The organism is Streptomyces sp. NPDC007095 (assembly GCF_040634475.1).
Lineage (GTDB): Bacteria > Actinomycetota > Actinomycetes > Streptomycetales > Streptomycetaceae > Streptomyces.
Genome location: NZ_JBEYFS010000149.1, coordinates 1 through 20,416 on the forward strand (window position 1 = coordinate 1; position 20,416 = coordinate 20,416).

The following is a 20,416-nucleotide window of genomic DNA, read 5'->3' on the forward strand; positions in this document are numbered from 1 at the left end:
CCCTCGTACTGGATGTACTCGGGTCTGGGCCCGGTGCGGCGAGAGTGCGTGCATGGCGTCGCGGGGCAGGCGGGAATTTGACGACAGGGCCTAGGACGGCCTAGGACCTGTCCGGCGGATCAGGTCGCAGGAAACGCGCGGTGCCTCGTAGACGCCGGCGAGCGGGGCTCGGTGCGTGCAGCCGCAGCGTGCCAAGCCACGCGTCTGCGGCATGATCCGCCGGACAGGCCACAGTCGCCGTACGCGCTTCTGACGTACGGCGATTGAGGGTTGTTCTGGGTTGCTCGCGCGGTTCCCCGCACCCCTTTCGGGGCCCTTGAAGCGAAAGAGCGACGTCGAGATCAGGCCAAGATCCGCGGACGGCGTCTTGGCGCGCCGACGCGGCGGAGCCGTATATGTCACGGCCCCGCGCCCCTGACGGGGGCTCCTGCACAGCCTCGTGTCGGTGTGACGTTCGCCGCTCCCGCCGTCGGGGGTGGGCAGGGTGGTTACTCGCAAGTAGCATGAGCGGTGAGCGCGCGCTCAGGGCGTGTGCGTCGCGCAGCAGTGCCATCCCGCATCTGGAGGAGAGCCATCGTGCCTCGTACCGTCAGGGACGTCGTCTTCGTCGACGGCGTCCGCACCCCGTTCGGCAAGGCGGGCCCGAAGGGCATCTACCACGAGACCCGCGCCGACGACCTCGTCGTGAAGGCCATCCGGGAGCTGCTGCGCCGCAACCCGGGCCTCGACCCGAAGAAGATCGACGAGGTCGCCATCGCCGCGACCACGCAGATCGGCGACCAGGGTCTGACGCTGGGCCGCACGGCGGGCATCCTCGCCGGTCTCCCCCAGTCGGTCCCCGGCTACTCCATCGACCGCATGTGCGCGGGCGCGCTGACCGCCGTCACCACCACCGCGGGCTCCATCGCCTTCGGTGCGTACGACGCCGTCATCGCCGGTGGTGTCGAGCACATGGGCCGTCACCCGATGGGCGAGGGCGTGGACCCGAACCCGCGGTTCGTCAGCGAGAAGCTGGTCGACGAGTCCGCCCTGTTCATGGGCATGACCGCCGAGAACCTGCACGACCGCTACCCCACGATCACCAAGAAGCGCGCCGACGAGTACGCCGTGCGCTCGCAGGAGAAGGCCGCCAAGGCGTACGCCAACGGCAAGATCCAGCAGGACCTGGTGCCGATCTCGGTGCGCAACACCAACGCGGAGGCCGGTGAGACCGGCTGGGGCCTGGTCACCGCCGACGAGCCGATGCGTCCGGGCACCACGCTGGAGAACCTGTCCGGCCTGAAGACCCCGTTCCGCGTCCACGGCCGCGTCACGGCCGGCAACGCGGCCGGTCTGAACGACGGTGCGACCGCGTCGATCCTCGCCTCCGAGGACTTCGCCCGCGAGAACGGCCTCCCGGTCAAGATGCGCCTGGTCTCGTACGCCTTCGCGGGCGTCGAGCCGGAGGTCATGGGCTACGGCCCGATCCCGGCCACCGAGAAGGCCCTCGCCCAGGCCGGGCTGTCGATCGAGGACATCAACCTCTTCGAGATCAACGAGGCCTTCGCCGTCCAGGTGCTCGCCTTCCTTGAGCACTACGGCATCGCCGACGACGACGCGCGCGTCAACCAGTACGGCGGCGCGATCGCCTACGGCCACCCCCTCGCCTCTTCCGGCGTCCGTCTGATGACGCAGCTGGCCCGCCAGTTCGAGGAGCAGCCGGAGGTCCGTTACGGCCTCACCACCATGTGCGTCGGCTTCGGCATGGGCGCCACGGTGATCTGGGAGAACCCGCACCACAAGGACGCCGGAGGCAACAAGTGAGCACCGCTGAACTCCTGAAGGGTGCGGCCGAGCTGTTCCCCGACGAGGTCGTGACGTCCGCGCACGTACGCCACCTCGACCTGCCGTTCGGCGCCGGGCGCTTCGCGCTCATCACGCTGGACAACGGCTTCGACCACACCAAGCCGACCACCTTCGGCCCGGCGTCGCTGGCGAACCTCAACACCGCCATCGACCAGGTCGAGGCGGAGGCCGCGGCCGGCGAGATCGTCGGTGTCGGCGTCACCGGCAAGCCGTTCATCTTCGCGGTCGGCGCCGACCTCAAGGGCGTCGAGCTGCTGAAGAAGCACGACGACGCGCTCGCCATCGGCAAGGGCGGCCACGAGGTCTTCAAGCGCCTCGCGGGCATCGCGGTCCCGACCTTCGCGTACTACAACGGCGCGGCGATGGGCGGCGGCGTCGAGGTCGGTCTGCACTGCCAGTACCGCACGGTGTCGAAGGCCATCGCGGCCTTCTCCCTCCCCGAGGTCTTCCTCGGTCTGGTCCCGGGCTGGGGCGGCTGCACGCTGCTCCCGAACCTGATCGGCGCCGACAAGGCCGTCTCGGTCATCATCGAGAACTCGCTCAACCAGAACAAGCAGCTCAAGGGCAAGCAGGTCTTCGACCTCGGTATCGCCGACGCCATCTTCGAAGGCGCCGACTTCCTGGAGCAGTCGCTCATCTGGACAGCGTCCGTCCTCAAGGGCGACATCGCGGTCGAGCGTCCCGAGATCGACCGCGGCGAGGCCTGGGACCAGGCCGTCGCCAAGGGCCGGTTCATCGCCGACAGCAAGGTGCACGGGGCGGCTCCGGCCGCGTACCGCGCCCTCGACATCATCGAGGCGGCCAAGGACGGCGACCTCCAGAAGGGCTACGACGCCGAGGACATCGCCCTCGCCGACCTGATCATGGGCGGCGAACTGCGTTCCGGCATCTACGCCTTCAACCTGGTCCAGAAGCGCGGCAAGCGCCCCGCGGGCGCCCCGGACAAGAACCTGGCCCGTCCGGTCACCAAGGTGGGCGTCGTGGGCGCGGGCCTGATGGCCTCGCAGCTCGCCCTTCTCTTCCTGCGCCGCCTCGAAGTGCCCGTCGTGCTGACGGACATCGACCAGGAGCGCGTGGACAAGGGTGTGGGCTACGTCCACGCCGAGATCGACAAACTGCTGAGCAAGGGCCGCGTCAACCAGGACAAGGCCAACCGCCTCAAGGCGCTGGTGACCGGTGTCCTGGACAAGGCCGAGGGCTTCTCCGACGCCGACTTCATCATCGAGGCCGTCTTCGAGGAGATCGGCGTCAAGCAGCAGGTGTTCGCGGAGGTCGAGGCGGTCGCCCCGGCGCACGCGATCCTCGCGACGAACACGTCCTCGCTGTCGGTGACGGAGATGGCGTCGAAGCTGAAGAACCCCGAACGCGTCGTGGGCTTCCACTTCTTCAACCCGGTCGCGATCCTGCCGCTCCTTGAGATCGTGCGCGGCGAGCAGACGGACGACGCCTCGCTCGCCACGGCGTTCGCCGTCGCCAAGAAGCTGAAGAAGACCGCGGTGCTGGTGAAGGACGCCCCGGCGTTCGTCGTCAACCGCATCCTCACCCGCTTCATGGGCGAGATCCAGAACGTCATCGACGAGGGCACGCCGGTCGAGGTCGCGGAGAAGGCGGTGGAGCCGCTGGGTCTGCCGATGTCTCCGCTGGTCCTGCTCGAGCTGGTCGGCCCCGCGATCGGTCTGCACGTCTCGGAGACCCTCAACCGGGCCTTCCCGGACCGCTTCACGGTCTCCCCGAACCTCGCGGCCGTCGTCAAGGCGGGCAAGCGCGGCTTCTACGTGTACGACTCCGGGAAGCCGGAGCTGGACCCCGAGGTCGCCGCGCTCCTGAAGCAGGGCGATGTCGTCCTCTCCGAGGAGCAGGTGCGCGCCCGTGTCCTGGACGCGGTCGCCCAGGAGATCGGTCTGATGCTCGACGAGGGTGTCGTCGCCGAGGCCCAGGACATCGACCTCTGCCTGATCACCGGTGCCGGCTGGCCCTTCCACCTGGGCGGTATCACTCCGTACCTGGACCGTGAGGGCGTCTCCGAGCGGGTGACCGGCAAGCGGTTCCTGGAGGTCGGGGTGGCTTCCGTCCCCGCGTAACCGCTCCGCTCTGTCTCCCGGGTGCCCTGTATGCCGACGCGGCGTACAGGGCGCCCGCCGTTTCCACGCCCCCGCCGCCCCTACCCTCCCGCGAGCTCTCGGCTTCGCTCGAGCAGGGGGGACCTCCCCATCATCCCCAGGGGCGCCGCCCCCTCACCCCCGCCAGGGGCGCTACGCCCCCCTGGCCCCCCGCATCGCCCGAAGGGCTCGTCCTCAAACGCCGGACGGGCTGAAGACACGGCCTGGCCGGGGCATCGGCCTCCACCCTCGTCCTCAAACGCCGGACGGGCTGGGAGTGCGGGCCCGGGGACGGGTGGGTCGCGGTCCTCGAACGCCGGACGCCCCGCTGCTTTCAGGGCGCGGGGAAGTGCGCGACCAGCACCCACCGGCCCGCAGGCGAAGAACCCACCCGGGGGCTAACGCGAAGCCCCGCTGCTTTAGGGGCGCGGGGAACTGCGCGAACGACCCCCACCGGCCCGCAGGCGAAGGAGCCGGCCGGGGGCTGGCGCGAAGCCCTGCTGCTTTAGGGGCGCGGGGAAGTGCGCGAACGACCCCCACCGGCCCGCAGGCGAAGAACCCACCCGGGGGCTGGCGCGAAGCCCCGCTGCTTTAGGGGCGCGGGGAACTGCGCGAACGGCCCCCACCGGCCCGCAGGCGAAGGAGCCGGCCGGGGGCCGGGCGCCGGGGGCCGGGGGCGGAGACCCCAGGTAGGGATGGGGCGGGTAGGGGCGGCGGGGGCGGGAAACGGCTGTTACACCGGGCGCCACGCCTCCAACGCCAAGCCCGGTTCATCCTTGCGCCGGGTGAGGAGGAGCTCCTCACTGCCGGGGGCGAGCGTCGCCGCGACCACACGCCCCTCCTCGTCCTCCGCCAAAGACACCTCGGCCCCGACGGGAAGCCCAGGGCCCGACTCGGTCCACCACGCCCCCGCCGACTCCTGCTCGGTGGGATACGCGGCGAAGACGATCCGACCACTGGCCGAGCGCTGGGCGAGCAACGTGCAGTCGTAGCCGTCGAGTTCGCAGCGGATCGCAGAGACGGGACCGGGGCCCGCCGAGGCGAGCACAGCGACAGGCTTGGTGCCCGGGCGCCACGCGCACACGTCGCCCGCCTCGTCGGTGAAGAAGAGGGTGGTGGCGGAGGGGGACGTGGCGAGGGCGCGGAGGGTGCCGGGGCGTACCGATGTCTCCAGGGACTCCTGGAGCACCGGCTGCTCGCCCGGCTCCTTCTGGCGCCAGTGGGCGACCCCGTCGGGCACGGCCGCGTACAGCTCGACGAGCCCGGACTCCCCCGTCACGGCCGCCAGATCCTCCCGTACGTCACTGCCCTTGAGGTCGCGCCACGGATCCCAGCCGCCCTTCTCCTTCTGGGCGACCATGCTGACCCCGCCGCCCTTGTTGCGCACGAAGACGTGGGCGCGCCCCTGTGCGTCGACCGCGACGGCCGGCGTACCGGTGCGGTCACCCGTCTTGTTGGGGTGCCCGATCGAGTGCCAGTCGAGCGCGGCGAGCCGCGGCCGGAAGTGGGTGGTGTGGACGAGCCCGGACTCGCCGGGCACGGTGGGGCGCCAGGAGACGAGATGGGCGTAGCCGTCGGCGCCCTGGCCGACGGCGAGGACGGGGTGCAGTCGCTGCTCGCCGCCGATGGTGCGCGGTGGGTCCCAGGGGCCGCCGGGTCCGCGCTCCGCCCGGCAGTGCAGGACGGTGCCCGACAACAGGTACGCACTGAGCCTGCCGTCGCGACCGCGTCTGAGCCATTCGCCGTTCACCGGTTCACTTTAGTCCGGGGCCCGGCCGTCATCGCCAGGGGCCCAGGGGGCTGCCCGCGGCCGGTGACAGCTGACGGCGGACGTGCAGACGTCCGTCGGTGCCGATGACCGCCAGGACGACCGCGCCCGCGGCGTCGCGGGCCATCGCGGGGGCGTGGGTGAACATGTCGCCCGACGTCGGGGTTCGTGAAATACAGGTCGTCGTCCTGGTGGGCGACGATGTGCAGAAGGGAGCGAGTGGACTGGTTCATCGGTCCACCACATTCATGGTCATGGCTCCGGAGGCGGAGCAGTAGGGCCGTACCCGTCCAAACGGCTGTTCATGCGAGGCTGGTCGGATGACCGACCAGCCTCTGCTCGTGATCATCGACGCCGCCAACGTCGTCGGCTCCGTCCCCGACGGCTGGTGGCGCGACCGCCGGGGTGCCGCGGAGCGGCTGCGGGACCGGCTCGCCCTGGACGGACTGCCCGGGCACGAGGGTCCGGTGGAGCTGGTCCTCGTGGTGGAGGGCGCGGCCAAGGGTGTGGAGTCCGTCCCCGCTGTACGGGTCGTCGAGGCACCCGGCAGCGGCGACGACCGCATCGTGGAGGTGGTGACCGAGGCCGGTGACCGCCCGGTCCTGGTCATCACGGCGGACCGTGAACTGCGGCGCAGGGTGACCGAGTCGGGCGCGGAGGTGGCGGGCCCGCGGACGGTACGGGGGCCGTCCTGAGCGGGCGCGCGCCCGGTGGGCCGGGGCAGGTCGGCGGGTGAGCGGGTGCGGCGAGCCCGGGTGTGCGGCGGGGCCCCGGAGTCAGTCCGGCGGCCCCGTGGGGGTGTACAGCACCGCCCCGTCCACCGTGCCCGCCTCCTCGTAGCCCTCGGCCAGCAGCCGGCGCAGCGAGCGGACCCGGTCGGGGGTGTAAGGCTTTCCCCGGGAGTCGTCGACGACGAGGGCCGGCGGGTGGGCTGTCAGCTCCGCGCGGAACACCGGCCAGGCGCCCTCGACGGCGTACTTCTCGCCGACCTGGGGACCGTCGCGGCCCCCGCTGTAGTTGGTGAGGAGCCCGGCGGTCAGATAGCGGCTGGCGGGGGTCCGGTTCGCCAGCCAGTACGTCTCCGGGTGTATGCCCCAGACCAGGACGCGGTCCCCGGGATCCGTACGGTGGTCCAGGGCCGCGGCGAGGCGCTGGGCGTGGCCGAGTTCGGGGCGTGGCGCGAGCAGACCCCAGGCCAGGAACAGCGCACAGCAGCAGGCCGAGGCGAGGACGGCGGTCATCAGGCGGTCGCGGGGCAGGACCTGGAGCGCGGCCGTCGCCAACAGGGCTACGGACGGGATGAGTTGCAGGTAGTAGTGGCCGAAGAAGTGGAAGCCGACCAGGACCGCCACCGCCGACGAACCGAGCCACAGCCAGAGTTCGGCCGCGCCGGTGCGGGCCACGCGCAGCGCCCGCAGGATCGGCGGGATCAGGCCCGCGCACGCCGCCGCCAGGACCCCCGTGTTGGTCAACCCCCGTGACAGGACGTGGAGTTCGGAGCCCGCGAAGGAGACGTAGGAGCCCGAACCGGTGACCGTCCAGAACAGGAATCCCGCCGGGGAGGTGAGCAGCGCCGCGCCGAGGACCGGGGCGACCGCGCCAACTCCCAGCCACAGCAGGCCTCTTCGGGGGGTCGTCTCCTGTCGCCACAGCATCCAGAGCACCGGCACGAGCACCACCCCGCCGGTCTGCTTGGTGAGGAAGGAGCAGGCCACGGCCACCCCCGCGGCGCCCCAGCGGCGCCGGTCGGCGCACCACATCGCGGCCGTCGTGCAGGGCAGCATGAAGACCTCGAAGGTCGCCGCCTGCGCGTCCTCGGGGTTGAGTCCGATCGAGACCAGCACGTACAGCACCCCGGCCGTGCGCCCGGCCGGGTCCCCCCAGCGGCGCCGGGCCAGCGAGGCCAGCAGTACGGCGGTCGACAGCTGGGCCACGATCGCGAGGACCCGCACCGACGTCAGCGAACCGGAGCCGAACACCGCGAACGCCGCCTCGTACAGCCACGGCACGAGCGGCGGCTTGCGGTCCACGACGGTCTCGTACAGCTCTCCCCCGCCCGCCAGTATCCGCGCCTGTACGGCGAGATAGCCCTCGTCGGGGTTCCACAGCGGCCGTACGAAGGAGGGGGCCCTGGTGAGGCAGACGAGCACCCCGAGGACGGGCAGCAGCCGTCTCCAGTAGCCGGGGCCCGACATCCGTGACGCGGCTACGGAGCGTGGTGTTTCCAGGAGCCCGGCGAGCATACGGTGCACGCTATCCGGCCCCACGGTCTCCACCGAAGCGGGACATACGGGGCCGGAGCATCAATACGGGCCGATCACTGGGTGTTGGGGCGCGGCGGGTGCACCGCGGCCTCGGTCGCCTCCTCGTGCTGCCCGAGACGGCTGTGCGAGCGGCCGTACAGGAAGTAGACGACGAAGCCGATCACCATCCAGATCGCGAACCGCAGCCAGGTCTCGGCGGGCAGGTTGAGCATCAGCCAGAGCGAGGCGAGGACGGAGACGATCGGGACGAGCGGGACCAGCGGGGTGCGGAAGGATCGGTGCAGGTCGGGGCGGGTGTGGCGGAGGATGACGACGCCGATCGCGACGACGACGAAGGCGAAGAGCGTACCGATGTTGACCAGTTCGGCCAGTTCGCTGAGGCTGGTGAAGCCCGCCACGATCGCGATGATCACGCCGAGCAGGATGGTCGGCCGGTGCGGGGTGCGGAACCTCGGGTGGACCCGGGAGAAGAACCGCGGCAGCAGTCCGTCGCGGCTCATCGCGAAGAAGACCCGGGTCTGGCCGAGCAGCAGGATCATGCAGACCGTGGTCAGACCGACGGCGGCACCGAAGCTGATGACACCCGCGTACCAGGGGTGTCCGGTCGCCTTGAAGGCGTCGGCGAGCGGGGCGTCGATGGACAGCCGGTCGTACCTCTGCATGCCCGTGACGACGATCGACACGGCCACGTAGAGAGCGGTGCAGATGAAGAGCGAGCCCAGGATGCCGCGCGGCATGTCCCGCTGCGGGTTCTTGGTCTCCTCGGCGGCCGTCGCCACCACGTCGAAGCCGATGAAGGCGAAGAAGACGACGGAGGCGGCGGTGAAGATGCCCATCACGCCGAAGTTGGTGGGTGTGTAGCCGAAGATGAGCTGGACGAGCGGGGCCTTGAGGCTGCTGCCCGCCTCCTGGGCCTGCGCCGTGGGGATGAAGGGCTTGTAGTTGTCGCCCGCGATGAAGAAGGCACCCGCGATGATCACGATCATCACGACGGTGACCTTGATGGCGACGACGACCGTGGTGACGCGGGCGGAGAGCTTCACGCCGACGACCAGGATGGCGGTGAGCACCAGCACCAGCGCGGCGGCGAGGATGTCGAAGCCGAACCCGGAGGACCCCTCACGCCCGCTGAGATAACCCGGCAGATGCCAGCCCGCGTTGTCCAGGAGCGAGCGCACGTACCCCGACCAGCCGACGGCCACCACCGCCGTACCGAGCGCGAACTCCAGCACCAGGTCCCAGCCGATGATCCAGGCGGGCAGCTCACCGAGCGAGGCGTAGGCGAAGGTGTACGCGGACCCCGCCACCGGGACCGTGGAGGCGAACTCCGCGTAGCACAGCGCCGCCAGGGCACAGACGACACCCGCGACGACGAACGCCAGCGAGACCGCGGGTCCCGCGTTCTCCTTGGCGACCTTGCCTGTGAGGACGAAGATGCCGGTGCCGATGATGACACCGACGCCGAAGACGGTGAGGTCCAGAGCCGACAGCGACTTCTTGAGTGCGTGCTCCGGCTCCTCAGTGTCCAAGATCGACTGTTCGACCTTCTTCGTCCTGAAGAGGGTGCTGCTCACTGGCCTACCTCCACGCTTGGCGTCCTCGACATGATCGAGGGGGCGTGCACCGCGCATGCCCGGGTACGGTCGACTTCACGCGAATGGGCCGGTTTCGCCACCCGTGCGGGGTGGCGAAACCGGCCCAATGGACCTGCGTTCGACCGTGGTACGTCAGTCGCGGGCGGGCTCCACCGAGTCCACCGCCTGCGCGGCGGCCCCCGGGAAGCGGCCGTCGAGCTTGGAGACGAGACCGGTGACCTGACGGGCGATGTCCGGTGCGGTCAGGCCGATCTCCGCCATGACCTCGGCGCGCGAGGCGTGGTCGAGGAAGCGCGGCGGGATGCCGAAGTCGCGCAGCGGGATGTCGACGCCCGCGTCGCGCAGGGCCTGCGCGATCGTCGAGCCGACGCCGCCGACCCGGGAGTTGTCCTCGACGGTGACGACCACGCGGTGCTGCTCGGCGAGCGGGGCCATGGCCTCGTCGACCGGCTTGACCCAGCGCGGGTCGACGACGGTCGTGGAGATGCCCTGCTGGTCGAGGAGGCCGGCGATCTCCAGGCACATCGGCGCGAGGGCGCCGACGGAGACGAGGAGCACGTCGGGCGCGTCGGTGCCCGGCTCACGCAGCACGTCCATGCCGCCGATCCGGCCCACCGCGGGCACCGCCGGACCCACCGCGCCCTTGGAGAAGCGGACCACGGTCGGCGCGTCGGTCACGTCGACCGCCTCGCGCAGCTGGGCGCGGACCTGGTCGGCGTCACGCGGCGCGGCGAGCCTGAGGCCCGGCACGACCTGGAGGATCGACATGTCCCACATGCCGTTGTGCGAGGCGCCGTCGGTACCGGTGACGCCCGCGCGGTCCAGCACGAACGTCACGCCGCACTTGTGCAGGGCCACGTCCATCAGGACCTGGTCGAAGGCACGGTTGAGGAAAGTCGCGTAGACGGCGAAGACGGGGTGCAGTCCGCCGGTCGCCAGGCCCGCCGCCGACACGGCGCCGTGCTGCTCCGCGATGCCGACGTCGTACACGCGTTTGGGGAAGGCCTTGGCGAACTTGTCGAGGCCGACCGGCTGGAGCATCGCGGCCGTGATGGCGACCACGTCCTTGCGCTCCTGGCCGAGCTTGACCATCTCCTCGCCGAAGACGGAGGTCCAGTCGGCGCCGGACGAGGCGATCGGCAGGCCCGTGTCGGGGTGGATCTTGCCGACGGCGTGGAAGCGGTCCGCCTCGTCCTGCAGGGCGGGCTGGTAGCCGCGGCCCTTCTCGGTGAGACAGTGCACGATGACCGGGCCGCCGAAGCGCTTGGCGCGGGCCAGCGCCGACTCCAGGGCCTCGATGTCGTGACCGTCGATCGGGCCGACGTACTTCAGGCCCAGGTCCTCGAACATGCCCTGCGGGGCGATGAAGTCCTTGAGGCCCTTCTTGGCGCCGTGCAGGGTCTCGTAGAGCGGCCTGCCGACGACCGGCGTGCGCTCCAGGAGGTCCTTCCCACGGGCGAGGAAGCGCTCGTAGCCGTCCGTGGTGCGCAGGGTCGCCAGGTGGTTCGCGAGGCCACCGATCGTGGGGGCGTACGAACGCTCGTTGTCGTTGACGACGATGACCAGGTGGCGGTCCTTGGCGTCCGCGATGTTGTTGAGCGCCTCCCAGGCCATGCCGCCGGTGAGAGCGCCGTCACCGATGACGGCGACCACGTGGTCGTTCCTGTCGAGCACCTCGTTGGCCTTCGCCAGACCGTCGGCCCAGCCGAGGACCGTTGAGGCGTGCGAGTTCTCGATCACGTCGTGCTCGGACTCGGCCTGCGAGGGGTAGCCGGACAGGCCGCCCTTCATCTTCAGCTTCGAGAAGTCCTGACGGCCGGTGAGCAGCTTGTGGACGTAGGACTGGTGACCGGTGTCCCACAGCACCCTGTCCTTCGGCGACTCGAAGACGCGGTGCAGGGCGATGGTGAGCTCCACGACACCGAGATTGGGGCCGAGGTGGCCGCCTGTCTTGGAGACCGCGTCGACGAGAAAGGTCCTGATCTCGCCGGCCAGCTGGTCCAGCTGCTCCAGGCTGAGCCGGTCCAGATCGCGCGGTCCCGTGATGCGGGTCAGCAGCGGCACCCGTGCCTCCTTGCAGTAGAGCTGTTCGAGCTTTGCCGGGCCTGTCGAGTCTAATGTTCCGCCAGGACATGACTGTGCCCGGCACCGCCATTGGTACCGGGCACAGGTTCAGAGAGGGTGCGGCAGCACCCCGACGACCGCTACGCGCGACCGGCGGTCTTCTGCGTCTTGCGGGTGACGGCGTCGATGACGACCGTGGCGAGAAGCACACCACCGGTGATCATGTACTGGATCGGCGACGCGATGCCCTGCAGCGCCAGACCGTACTGGATGGACACGATCACCAGTACACCCAGCAGCGCGTTCCACGTACGACCGCGACCACCGAAGAGGCTGGTGCCGCCGATGACCGCGGCGGCGATCGCGTTCATCAGAAGGTCACCGGCGCCCGCGCCCTGGTTGGCGGAGGCGATCTTCGAGGCGATGAACAGACCGCCGATGGCGGCGAACGTACCGGAGATCGCGAAGACCGAGATCCGCACCATCTCCACGTTGATACCGGCGCGCCGGGAGGCCTCGACGCTGCCACCGAGCGCGAAGATCTTCCGGCCGTACGCGGTCCGGCGCAGCACGAAGTCCGTGATCAGCAGCACCGCGATGAAGATCACCACGGCCAGCGGAAGGCCCTTGTACTGGTTGTAGGTGATCGCCACGGCGAAGGCGACGACCGCCAGCAGCGCGGTGCGCAGGATGGTCTCGCTCAGCGGCCGGGACGGCACGCCCGCGGCCTCGCGGCGCTTGTTGCCGTAGAAGGAGCTGAGGAAGAACACGGCGGTGACGCCGATGGCGAGCGCGTAGGCGGCGGCGACATCGGTGAAGTAGTAGCTGGTCAGCTTGGCGACGAGACCGTTGCTGTCCAGGTTGATGGTGCCGTTGCTGCCCAGGATCTGGAGCATGAAGCCGTTCCAGAACAGCAGACCCGCCAGAGTGACGGCGAAGGCCGGCACACCGATGCGCGCGAACACGAAGCCGTGGAGCGCGCCCGCGACCGTGCCGGTGAGGATGGCCAGCACGAAGGCCAGATACTCGTTCATGCCGTGCGTGACGTTCAGCACCGCGAACGCGGCGCCGGCGACACCGGAGACAGAGCCGACCGACAGGTCGATCTCACCGAGCAGCAGTACGAAGACGATACCGACGGCGATCATGCCCGTGCCGACCATGGCGACGGAGATGTCGGACAGGTTGCCCGCGGTGAGGAAGTTGGAGTTCAGGCTCTGGAAGATGATCCAGATGATGACCAGGCCGAGGACGACCGGGATGGAACCCAGGTCACCGGCCTTCATCTTGCGCTTGAACTCGGAGGCGTAGCCCCCGAAGCCCTGCTCGCGCACGAGGAGCCGGGGGTCGACCGCGGTGACCGCCGCGGCGGCCGCCTCGGGGTTCTCCACGACGTGGTCCTCAGGGGTCTCAGAGGTCTTGTCGATGCTCACTTCTGAGCCTCCCCATTGCTGCGCGCCGCACGACGGGTCACGGCGTTCTCCGTGGCGCCCGTGATGGCGGAGATGATCTCTTCCTGCGAGGTCGACTTGACCTCGAAGATGCCGTTGTTGCGCCCGAGGCGCAGGACGGCGACCTTGTCGGCCACGGCCTTCACATCCGCCATGTTGTGGCTGATGAGGATGACCGCGTGACCGCGCTCGCGCAGCCGCTCGACGAGGTCGAGCACCTGGGCGGTCTGCTCGACACCGAGGGCCGCGGTGGGCTCGTCGAGGATGACGAGCTTGGGCTCGCCGAGCATCGAGCGGGCGATCGCCACGGTCTGGCGCTGACCGCCGGAGAGCGAGGCGATCGGGATGCGGACGCTGGGGATACGGATGGACAGCGTGTCCAGCAGCTCGCGGGAGCGGCGCTCCATCTCGACCTCGTCCAGGATGCCGCGCTTCTTCAGCTCCCGGCCCAGGTAGAGGTTGCCGACGACGTCGATGTTGTCGCACAGCGCCAGGTCCTGGTACACGGTCGCGATACCGAGGCCCTGGGCGTCCTGCGGCTTGTTGATGTGGACGGTCTTGCCGTCCCACTCGATGGCGCCCTCATCGATGGGGTGCACGCCGGCGATCGTCTTCACCAGCGTGGACTTTCCGGCGCCGTTGTCGCCCACCAGGGCGACCACTTCACCGGCGTGGACCTCAAGCTCTACATCGGTGAGCGCCTGGACGGCACCGAATCGCTTGGAGACCCCGCGCAACGCCAGGACAGGCGTAGCGGACACGTGAACCATCTCCTTCGCCGCCTGACCCGGCGGGAGGTTGTGCAGAAGTTTGTGGAGGGGGTGTTCCGTCCGGCGCCCCGCCCTAGCTTTGCGGGGCTGATGGATGCGGGGCGCCGGAGGGGCTTCGATGACGCAAGTCCCGTACGGAAATTCAAGAACGAATTCCCGTACGTGGATAGAGACTTGCGGCGGCTACTTCAGTTGCTCGGACTACTTGATGCCGAGCGCGTCGCACTTGGCCTTGTAGGCGCTCGTGCAGATGTCGCTCACCGTGTAGATGCCGTCCTTGAGGACGGTGTCCTTGATGTTGGCCTTGGTCAGCGAGACGACCGGGACGATGACCGAGGGGATCGCCTTGTCGGTCGGGCTGTCGACCTTGTCCTTGGCGATGGAGTCGAGCGACTTGCCCTGAGCGATCGCGACGGCCATCTCGGCGACGGCGTTCGCCTCCTGCGGGTAGGGCTTGTAGACGCTCATGTACTGCTCACCGGTGATGATGCGCTGCACACCCGCGAGCTCGGCGTCCTGGCCGGTGACCGGGACGGAGATGCCCGCGGCCTTCAGGGCGGTGATGATACCGCCGGCCATGCCGTCGTTGGCGGAGTAGACGCCGACGATGTTCTTCTTGCCGAGGGCGGAGATGGCGCCCTCCATGTTGGCGTTGGCGTTCTCCGGCTTCCAGTCCTTGGTGTCGTACTCCTTGCCGACGTTCACCTTGCCGTCGAGCACGGAGTGGGCACCGGCCTTGAACTGGGCGGCGTTCGGGTCGGTGGACGACCCGTTCATCATCACGATCTTGCCGGACTTGGCCTTGGAGCCGAGCGCGGTGAGGAGGGCCTCACCCTGGGTCTTGCCGACGGTCGTGTTGTCGAACGACGTGTAGCCGCTGATCGGACCCTGCGCGAGACGGTCGTAGGCGACGACGGGGATGCCGGCGTCCTTTGCCTTCTGGACCGAGTTCTTGATGGCCGCGGAGTCCACAGCGTCGACGATCAGGACGTCCACCTTGTCGGTGATCATCGTCTCGACCTGCTGGGCCTGCGTGGTGGCGTCCTGCTTGGCGTTGGCGTACTGGACCGTGCCCTTGCCGTTCGTCAGCTCCTGGACCTTCTTCTCGATCAAGGGCTTGTCGAACTTCTCGTAACGCGCGGTCTGGTTCTCGGGAAGGAGCAGGCCGACCTTGATCGCGTCGCCCTTCTTGGCGGAGCTGGAGCTGTCGCTCTTGCTGCCACCGGACTCCTTGGCACTGCCACAAGCAGCCAGCGAAACGGCCATCGCACCAGCGGCAACGGCAAACGCGGCACGACGCATACGCGTGTTCACTCTTGAAACCTCCCTGACGAGGCCGCGTCGTTGCGGCCGAGGTGGCTGGAAGTCAACTCGGCCACGCGTGCGACGTCAAGAAGTAAATACTTAACGAGATGGCAACGGTGCCATGCGTTCTCTAAGTGAAGGCAGGGGTGGCCGCAGACAGCGATCCGTCCAAAAGGGTCGAATCACCCATCTCGCTGAGCGCGAGAGCGAGGGCCCCGAGAACCTCCGCGCGACCGCCAAGTGCCCCTGGCAGCACCGAGAGTTGACGTGCGGCACTGGGGATCGCATACCGGCCGACCGACTCCCTGATGGGTCCGAGAACGAGCTCACCGGCCTCGGCGAGGTCGCCGCCGAGAACCACCCGACTCGGGTTCAGCAGGTTGCAGAGATTCGCGACCCCGCTCCCGATATGACGGCCGACGTCGGCGATCACCCGACGGCAGCCCGGATCGCCCTCGCGGGCCAGCCTGACGACGCCTTCCATGGTCAGGTCCGTGCCGTGACTGGACTGCAGAAGCGGCAGCACATAGCGCGCCGCCGCAAAGGTCTCCAGGCAGCCCCGATTGCCACAGCGGCAGACGGGCCCGGATTCATCAAGAGTGATGTGCCCGATTTCACCCGCAGTGCCACCGGGTCCGCGGTAGATCTTGCCGTCGATCACCAGTCCGGCGCCGACACCGCTCGCGACCTTGATGTAGGCCAGGTCCTTGACCCCGCGCCCACTGCCCCAGACCAGCTCGCCGAGCGCACCCAGGTTGGCGTCGTTGTCCACGTACACGGGCACGCCGAGCCGCCCCCGCAGCTCCTCGGCGGGCTTCGCGCCGGTCCAGCCCGGCAGGATCGCGGTGGACCCCAGGGTCCCCGACTCCACGTCGATGGGACCGGGCACGCCGAGCCCCACCCCCGCGATCTTGGACCGGTCCACCCCGGTCGCCGCGATCAGGCGGCTGACCAGCTCTTCCGCCCGGTCGAAGCCCTGTGCGGCGCTCGCGTCCACGTCCAGCGGCTCGGACTCCTCGGCCAGCACCTGGTGGGCGAGGTTCCCGACCGCGACGCGCAGATGCGTATGGCCGAAGTCGACGCCGATGACGATGCCGGCGTCACCGCTCAGGGACACGCTGCGAGCCCTGCGGCCACCCGCCGAAGTGGGGGTGACCTCGACCGTTCCGCCGTCCTTGAGCTCCCGGACGATATTGGAAACGGTCGCGGCGGAGAGGCCCGTCGTCCTCGCGATCTCCGCTTGCGTGAGCGAACCGGCAAGGCGCACCGCACGTACGACGCGCTCCAGATTGGCTCGGTGCAGCGACGACTGCGACCCCGGAGTCTCCACGACGACCTCCCGCGTACGAGGCCGCCACGATGAGGCCCCGCCTATGTCCAACTAGTGAACTCTAAGCTGAGCTGTTTGGGTTACCTCCCGTCAAGAGGTTGAGCTGCATCCGGCGCGGATGAGCACACGTGTGCGGGACAGACTGTGGCGTAGATCCCTCTATGGCCCAGGTCACACCCCGACTGATTACAAGTTGTCACCGCCCCCCGGCCTACAAGATCAAGACCACGACGCCGCCCCGCCGGGCATGGCTCCCGCGGAACCCCTTCGTGCCGGTTGAGCCGTTTGGGGGGACCGGGGAAATGCGGGACCGAATAGGCGGGACCGAGCAGCCGGGACCGGATATGTGGAGCCGAATGTGCGGGACCGAGTACGCGTGATCCCCTCCGTATCATTCGGAGGGGATCACATACTTTCGGAGGGGATTACGCACTCCGGGGAGCTCTCGGCGTTCGACGGCTTTGGCCGTCACCTCACTCGGCCTACTTGAGAGCCCCCGCCGTCAGCCCCTGTACCACCTGTCGCTGGAAGATGATGTACGCGGCCAGCACGGGGAGCATGGCCATCACCAGGCCCGCGAAGAGGCCCGACCAGTCGCCCTTGTAGCCCTGGCTGGTCGCCAGCTCGACGAGGCCCTGGGAGAGGACCTTCTTGTCGGGATCGGTGTTCAGCACCGTCGGGAGCATGTACTGGTTCCACTGACCCAGGAAGTTGAAGATCCCGACGCTGACCAGACCCGGCTTGGCCATCGGCAGCATGATCTGGAAGAAGGTCCGGGTGTGCGAGGCGCCGTCGACGAACGCCGCCTCGGCGATCGAGGTCGGCAGCGTCCTGAAGAACGAGGTCAGGAAGAAGACCGTGAACGGCAGCGAGTAGGCGATGTAGACGAGGATCAGACCCGGCAGCGTGTTCAGCAGACTCATGTTGTTCAGGACGTAGAACAACGGCACCAGGGCCAGCATGATCGGGAAACTCATTCCTCCGACGAAGAGGAAGTAGATGAAACGGTTGCCCGGGAACTCGAATCGGGCGAGGACGTACGCCGCCATCGAGCCGAGCACGAGCGTACCGGCCAGCGAGAATCCCACCACGATGAGCGTGTTGCCGAAGTAGTCGCTCATGTGCGCCTGCGACCACGCGCGTGACCAGTTGTCGAAGTGCAGTTTGTCCGGCAGCGACCAGGGCGAGCTGAAAATGGAGTCGTCGTCCTTGAAAGACGTCATCACCGCCCACAGCAGGGGCAGCACGACCATGATCGCCCAGATGATGAGAATGCCGTGCGAGAAGGCGTTGAGAATGCCGCCCTCACTGCTCTTCGCCTTTTCCGGCGGCGCCTTCTCCTTCACCGCCTGAGGACGGTCCTCGACCGGTTCCGCGGGCGGCGGGATGTCAGTGGTCTTCATGTTAGAACTCCAACCGCTCGCGCCGGCCCAGTCGCATCACGATCGCCGCGAACAGCAGCGTGACGATGAGGAGCGCGACACCGATCGTGGTGGCGTAGGCGGCGTTCGCGTCACGGAACGCCGATTGGTACACGTACAGCGGAAGGACCGTGGTCGAGTAGTCGGGGCCGCCGGGGCCCACGGTCATGATCTGCACGGCGGCGAACGCCTCGGCGCCGAGCGCCAGGATCCCCATGTACACCCAGCCCGACTGCACGGTGTCCCAGAGCAGCGGAAGGGTGATCTTGAAGAAGGTGGTGGCGCGGCTCGCGCCGTCGAGCAGCGCGGCCTCGTAGAAGTCCTTCGGAATCGACGCCATGCCCGCCGAGAACAGCACGACGAAGAACCCGACCGTGCTCCACAGCAGCACCGCCATCACACACCACAGGGCGAGGTTCGGGTCGCCCAGCCAGTCCGGCTGGACGCTGCCGAGGCCGATGGCCTTCAGCGTCCCGTTGATGACGCCGTCGTTGGGGTTGTAGGCGAATTGGAAAAGCAGGGAGACGATCGCGATCGACAGCACCTGTGGGAAGAAATAGGCGATTTTGTAGAATCCCGAACCGCGCACTCCGGTGATGGCGGCGCCTTTTCGGCGCCGCCCACCGACATTGAGCATGAAGGCGAAGAAGAGCGCGAGGCCCAGCGTCACCAGCGGCAGCAGCAACGCGAACAACAGGCTGTGCTGCAACGACTTCCAGAAGATGTCGTCGTGCAGCATTCTGGTGTAGTTGGCGAAACCGACCATCTTGAAGTCGGGGCTCAGACCGGTCCAGTCCGTGAACGAGTAGTAGATGGCCTGGACGAAGGGCCAGATCACGAAGATCGCGTACAACGCCAAGGGGGCCACCAAAAACCCCACAATGAACCGGTACTTGCCGTGTTGCATGGTTACCGACCCCGATCGTTTCGCGGATGCCGCCGCCGGCGACGCGTGGACACGCGCCGCTACTGGTGCTTGTAGTGCTTGATGGACTGGTCCTTGGCCGCCGCGTCCGCGTAGCCCTGGATCTTCTTGATGGCCTCGGCCGGGGTCAGCCGCCCAGCCATCATCTCGCCGAGACCGGCGACACCGATCTGCTCCTTCTGAAGCTTCACGTACCAGTCCTGGAGCCGCGGGTTGACCACGTTGGTCCCGGCCTTCTCCAGGGCCGCGACACCGGACTTGAGGCCCGGCGTCAGCGTGATGCCGTCGGTGCCGCCGTTGTAGGCGGTCAGCGACTTCACCTGGCTGGTGAAGTTCTTCGACGAGGCCTCGCTGAGCATGATGCGCAGCTGCTCCATGCCGCCCTCGGGGTTGTTCGCCTTGGCCGGCACGATGAACGGCTCGCCGCCGGAGGCCCAGATGGTGCCGAACGGCATCTTGTCGGAGCTGTCCAGGCCGGTCGGGCCGCTGACGGCCAGGTTGAAGTCCTTCGGGATGACGTTCGCGGACTCGTTCTCCACCCAGGAACCGTTCGGGATGAAGAGCGCCTTGCCCTTGGCCCAGGCGGTCTGCGACTGGATGTGGTCGATGCCCGGGGTGCCCTGGAGGATGTAACCCTTCTTGTAGAGCTCGTAGTACGCCTCGAACGCGGACTTGACGGCCGGGTCCTTCCAGGCGTTGGGCTCCAGGTTGTCGATCTTGTCGAGAACCTCACGGCCACCGATCTTGGCGATGAAGGGGTAGAGCGAGAACGGCAGGTAGTACGGGTACTTGCCCGCGTACGTCCAGCCGGCCATGCCCTTCTTCTTCGCCTTCTCGCACAGCGCGAGCATCGCGTCCCAGGTCTCGGGGTACGTCGCGTCGAGCTTGTCGAGGGCGGTCTGCGAGTACCAGACGCCGTAGACGGTGTAGGCGTAGTACATGATCCAGACCGGCGCGCCGTCGAACTGGCCCATCTCGACGATGCCAGGGCGCAGCGTGTCGCGGACCTTCTTCGACGGGTCGTCGATGGACGGCGCGTCGAGGAGCGGAGTCAGGTCGGTGAGCTGCTTCTTGCCGACGAGCACGCCCATGTCCATCTGCTGGGCACCGGAGTTGTCGATCAGGTCCGGCGGGGTGCCGCCGTTGAACTTGGGCTGCAGTTCGGACTGGATCTTCTGGGTCGCATGGAAGTCGACCTTGGCCTTCGGGTAGGCCGTCTTGTACTGGGCGTTGGCGTCGGTCGCGTACTTCGTACCGAATCCGCCGTCGAAGATGACGACAGCGAGCGGGGCCGTCTCGTTGACGCCCAGCGGGTTCTTCGTGGTCTTCTTGCCGGCCTTGGCCTTGTCACCGGAACCGCTGTCGCTGCTCGCGCAAGCGGACAAAAAGCTCATCGTCGGTACGGAAATCAGGCCGAGCGCCGCGGACCGCTTGATCAGGTCGCGGCGTCCGACACCCTCGGTGTTGCTGTTCTCGGCGGAAGTGGATCCCATGCTCAAGTCCTCGCCTTCTCCAGGACTCAGGCGGTGAACCGGATCCTCCCCGGCACCGCGGTTAGGTCAAGCTGGGGTCGTGCGTG

The 20,416-nt window shown here is 68.4% G+C and carries 15 protein-coding genes; 3 read left to right on the top strand and 12 right to left on the bottom strand.

All coding sequences use genetic code 11. The features are described 5' to 3' along the window. Positions 1-576: 576 nt before the first annotated feature. Together ABZ656_RS38195 and ABZ656_RS38200 are read left to right on the top strand one after the other, a co-directional pair. Positions 577-1,803 (top strand): acetyl-CoA C-acyltransferase, encoded by a 1,227-nt coding sequence (locus ABZ656_RS38195; protein WP_101401510.1) that lies wholly within the window; start codon positions 577-579, stop codon positions 1,801-1,803. Beyond that, positions 1,800-3,926, top strand: coding sequence for a 3-hydroxyacyl-CoA dehydrogenase NAD-binding domain-containing protein (locus ABZ656_RS38200; protein ID WP_101401509.1), 2,127 nt, complete (start codon positions 1,800-1,802; stop codon positions 3,924-3,926). The genes ABZ656_RS38195 and ABZ656_RS38200 overlap by 4 nt, the downstream gene beginning before the upstream one ends. Before the next feature lie 751 nt (positions 3,927-4,677). On the opposite strand, the gene ABZ656_RS38205 is transcribed toward ABZ656_RS38200, so the two are convergent. Both ABZ656_RS38205 and ABZ656_RS38210 read right to left on the bottom strand, forming a co-directional pair. Then, positions 4,678-5,694: a hypothetical protein gene (locus ABZ656_RS38205; RefSeq protein WP_360274455.1), complete on the bottom strand. Its 1,017-nt coding sequence runs from the start codon at positions 5,692-5,694 to the stop codon at positions 4,678-4,680. A gap of 28 nt (positions 5,695-5,722) precedes the next feature. Further along, complete coding sequence (locus ABZ656_RS38210) at positions 5,723-5,860, bottom strand: hypothetical protein (RefSeq protein ID WP_360274458.1); 138 nt, start codon at positions 5,858-5,860, stop codon at positions 5,723-5,725. A 172-nt stretch (positions 5,861-6,032) separates the two neighbouring features. Between ABZ656_RS38210 and ABZ656_RS38215 the strand changes: the two genes are divergently transcribed. Then, positions 6,033-6,407 carry an NTP pyrophosphohydrolase gene (locus ABZ656_RS38215; protein WP_101401507.1) on the top strand — a complete coding sequence of 125 codons (375 nt, stop codon included), beginning with the start codon at positions 6,033-6,035 and terminating at the stop codon, positions 6,405-6,407. Positions 6,408-6,488: 81 nt separating this feature from the next. Here the strand turns inward: ABZ656_RS38215 and ABZ656_RS38220 are convergent, their stop codons facing one another. The 10 genes from ABZ656_RS38220 to ngcE form a co-directional block, all read right to left on the bottom strand. Continuing rightward, a complete protein-coding gene (locus tag ABZ656_RS38220) occupies positions 6,489-7,955 on the bottom strand; it encodes a glycosyltransferase family 39 protein (RefSeq protein ID WP_101401506.1) in 1,467 nt (488 codons plus the stop codon). 74 nt (positions 7,956-8,029) lie between these two features. After that, entirely contained in the window at positions 8,030-9,550 is a 1,521-nt protein-coding gene (locus ABZ656_RS38225; protein WP_101401505.1) for an amino acid permease, read from the bottom strand. Between the two features lie 153 nt (positions 9,551-9,703). Further along, positions 9,704-11,635, bottom strand: a complete 1,932-nt coding sequence (gene dxs / locus ABZ656_RS38230) for a 1-deoxy-D-xylulose-5-phosphate synthase (protein ID WP_101401504.1) — start codon at positions 11,633-11,635, stop codon at positions 9,704-9,706. A 140-nt stretch (positions 11,636-11,775) separates the two neighbouring features. Beyond that, positions 11,776-13,068 (bottom strand): ABC transporter permease, encoded by a 1,293-nt coding sequence (locus ABZ656_RS38235; protein ID WP_101401503.1) that lies wholly within the window; start codon positions 13,066-13,068, stop codon positions 11,776-11,778. Continuing rightward, entirely contained in the window at positions 13,065-13,856 is a 792-nt protein-coding gene (locus tag ABZ656_RS38240; RefSeq protein WP_168496612.1) for an ATP-binding cassette domain-containing protein, read from the bottom strand. The genes ABZ656_RS38235 and ABZ656_RS38240 overlap by 4 nt, the downstream gene beginning before the upstream one ends. Before the next feature lie 201 nt (positions 13,857-14,057). Further along, the gene (locus ABZ656_RS38245; protein WP_101401502.1) at positions 14,058-15,158 is read right to left on the bottom strand and encodes a substrate-binding domain-containing protein; all 1,101 of its coding nucleotides are present in this window, start codon (positions 15,156-15,158) and stop codon (positions 14,058-14,060) included. Positions 15,159-15,291: 133 nt separating this feature from the next. Continuing rightward, on the bottom strand, positions 15,292-16,491 hold the full coding sequence (locus tag ABZ656_RS38250) for an ROK family transcriptional regulator (RefSeq protein WP_101401501.1): 1,200 nt from the start codon (positions 16,489-16,491) through the stop codon (positions 15,292-15,294). A gap of 482 nt (positions 16,492-16,973) precedes the next feature. Beyond that, complete coding sequence (locus ABZ656_RS38255) at positions 16,974-17,894, bottom strand: carbohydrate ABC transporter permease (protein ID WP_101401500.1); 921 nt, start codon at positions 17,892-17,894, stop codon at positions 16,974-16,976. A 1-nt stretch (position 17,895) separates the two neighbouring features. Continuing rightward, positions 17,896-18,819, bottom strand: a complete 924-nt coding sequence (locus tag ABZ656_RS38260; protein WP_067375431.1) for a sugar ABC transporter permease — start codon at positions 18,817-18,819, stop codon at positions 17,896-17,898. Between the two features lie 59 nt (positions 18,820-18,878). Further along, complete coding sequence (gene ngcE, locus ABZ656_RS38265; RefSeq protein WP_054234022.1) at positions 18,879-20,330, bottom strand: N-acetylglucosamine/diacetylchitobiose ABC transporter substrate-binding protein; 1,452 nt, start codon at positions 20,328-20,330, stop codon at positions 18,879-18,881. Positions 20,331-20,416 lie beyond the last annotated feature (86 nt).